Annotated in this window: 3 protein-coding genes; 1 reads left to right on the plus strand and 2 read right to left on the minus strand. The window is 70.7% G+C overall.

All coding sequences use genetic code 11. From position 1 onward, the window contains the following. A partial coding sequence (locus AWZ10_RS06790; RefSeq protein WP_060890661.1) for an L-serine ammonia-lyase occupies positions 1-1,264 on the plus strand: 1,264 nt, incomplete at its 5' end. A gap of 494 nt (positions 1,265-1,758) precedes the next feature. Here the strand turns inward: AWZ10_RS06790 and AWZ10_RS06795 are convergent. Next, positions 1,759-2,211, minus strand: a complete 453-nt coding sequence (locus AWZ10_RS06795; protein WP_060890662.1) for a DoxX family protein — start codon at positions 2,209-2,211, stop codon at positions 1,759-1,761. A gap of 136 nt (positions 2,212-2,347) precedes the next feature. Next, positions 2,348-2,631, minus strand: a 284-nt coding sequence (locus tag AWZ10_RS06800; RefSeq protein ID WP_167365921.1) for a response regulator transcription factor, incomplete at its 5' end; no start/stop codon positions are given.

The raw sequence follows: 2,631 nt of genomic DNA on the forward strand, positions 1-2,631 counted from the left end.
CAACGAGGAGCTGCTCGCGGGCGTGGCCTCGGTGCGCGTCGAGCTGTACGGCTCGCTGGGCGCCACCGGTCATGGCCACGGCACCCCCAAGGCCGTGCTCCTGGGCCTGGAAGGCGCCTCACCGCGCACGGTGGACGTCGAGTCGGCCGACGAGCGGGTGGAGGCGATCAAAGAGGCGGGCCGCATCCGCCTCCTGGACGACCACGAGATCCCCTTCTCCTTCGACAAGGACCTGGTCCTGCACCGCCGCAAGACGCTGCCGTACCACGCCAACGGCATGACCGTCTGGGCCTACGACGCGGCGGGCACCGAGCTGTTGTCGAAGACGTACTACTCCGTCGGCGGCGGCTTCGTCGTCGACGAGGACGCGGTCGGCGCGGACCGCATCAAACTCGACGACACGCCCCTCAAGTACCCCTTCCGCACGGGTGACGAGCTGCTCCGCGTGGCGAAGGAGACGGGTCTGTCGATCTCCGCGCTGATGCTGGAGAACGAGCGGGCCTGGCGCAGCGAGGACGAGATCCGTTCCGGTCTCCTCGACATCTGGCGCGTGATGCAGGCGTGTGTCTCCCGCGGTATGTCCCGCGAGGGCATCCTGCCCGGCGGTCTGCGCGTACGCCGCCGCGCGTCCATGTCGGCCCGTCAACTACGGGCGGAGGGCGACGCGTTGGCCCGCTCCATGGAGTGGATCACGCTCTACGCGATGGCGGTGAACGAGGAGAACGCGGCCGGCGGCCGGGTCGTGACGGCCCCCACGAACGGCGCGGCCGGCATCATCCCCGCCGTCCTGCACTACTACGTCAACTTCGTCCCGGGCGCGGACGAGGACGGAGTCGTGCGGTTCATGCTGGCCGCCGGCGCCATCGGCATGCTCTTCAAGGAGAACGCCTCCATCTCCGGCGCCGAGGTCGGCTGCCAGGGAGAAGTCGGCTCCGCCTGCTCCATGGCCGCCGGAGCCCTCGCCGAAGTCCTCGGCGGCTCCCCCGAACAGGTCGAGAACGCCGCCGAGATCGGCATGGAACACAACCTCGGCCTCACCTGCGACCCCGTCGGCGGCCTCGTCCAGATCCCCTGCATCGAACGCAACGGCATGGCCGCGGTGAAAGCCGTCACGGCGGCCAGGATGGCCATGCGGGGCGACGGCACCCACAAGGTGTCCCTCGACAAGGTCATCAAGACGATGAAGGAGACCGGCGCGGACATGAGCGTGAAGTACAAGGAGACGGCGCGGGGCGGGCTCGCCGTGAACATCATCGAGTGCTGAGCGCGTAGTTCACCGGCTTGGCGCGCGCAGGGCGGAATCGAGCAGGTCGGGCGGATCCTGGCCGGGTTCTCGTCGTCCCCGTAGGCGGTCGCGGCGAGGAAGTCGGCCTCGACGGGGCGTAGGTCCGCGATCAGGGTGTCGAGCGGGTGGGTGTCGACGAAACGGGCCCGGGTGGCGGTGCCCAGCATGAACGCGAGGGGCCGGTCACCGTTCATGGGCAGGTCGGGGTAGAGGTCGCCGCCCCAGTGCATGACCGGTGTCTCGGTGTCGGCGTGCGCGAAGCGGCCCGCGCCGGCCAGCATCAGCGGGGCGGTCCGGGTGCCGGTCTCCTCGCCGTGGTAGTCGTACAGAGCTTGTCCCGGTCGGCACGGATCCCGGTCACTGCCGACGGGTGGTGGACGGTGAGTTCGGTCAGGTCCCGGAACGAGCGCCCATCGGGTGCCTCCTCGGGGCGCCGGCAGGTGGTCGGCGTGCCCGTGGGGAGGGCTGCTGCGTCACGGGGACGGCTCGGTGACGCGGTGGGAGCCGGGGCGGGTGTCGGTCTCGCGGCCGGTCAGGCCCGCGAGGGACAGGGCGCCGGGGCCGGTGAAGACCAGGAGGAGGAAGCCCCAGCAGAAGAGGACGGGGGCGAGGCCGCCGTTCTGGAGGGGGAAGAGGCCGTCCTTCTGGTGTTCCGTGAAGTACGCGAAGGCCATGACGCCCGAGCTGAGGAACGCGGCGCCGCGGGTCGCCAGGCCGAGAAGTATCAGGACACCGCAGGTCAGCTCGATGACTCCGGCGTACCAGAAGGGCCAGTCGCCGACCGGGCTCGCCTTCCGGTCCAGGATCCCGAAGACCGTGGCGGCACCCTCGCTGGCGAACAGCAGGCCCAGGACGATGCGGAACAGGCCCAGGACGAGGGGTTGGCGCGTGGTGAGCCAGTCGTTCAGGCGCGGGGTGCTGCTCATGGGTACTCCTCGGATGTGTCGGCTACGCGCGGGTGCTCCCGGTTTTTCCTTACGTACGCGCCCGGCCACCGGTTCAGGGAAGCCGTCGCCGACTTCGGGGCAGCGTACAAGGCATCCGCATCACGTCGGGTGCCGGTCAGGTGTCCTCCCCGGGGTTCGCGAGGGCTGCGCCGAGTTCTGCTCTGCGGCGTATGCCGAGCTTGCGGTAGGTGCTGGTCAGGTGGGTCTCGACGGTGCGGCGGGCGAGGTGGAGGAGTTGGGCTATCTCGGTGTTGGTGCGGTTCTGCGCGGCGAGTTCGGCGATGCGGCGCTCACCCGCGGTGAGGGCGGAGGGGCCGGTCAGGGCCGCCGTCGCCGTGCGGCGGGCACCGCCCTCGCGCAGGGCCTCCTCCGCGACCGCGCGCAGACGGAGCGAGCCCA

Origin of the sequence: Streptomyces europaeiscabiei, from assembly GCF_001550375.1 — a bacterium.
Classification (GTDB): Bacteria; Actinomycetota; Actinomycetes; order Streptomycetales; family Streptomycetaceae; genus Streptomyces; species Streptomyces europaeiscabiei.

Bases quoted from the DNA above. Each gene is read 5' to 3' on its own strand.
- AWZ10_RS06795 (WP_060890662.1), bottom strand. From the start codon at position 2,211: ATGAGCAGCACCCCGCGCCTGAACGACTGGCTCACCACGCGCCAACCC.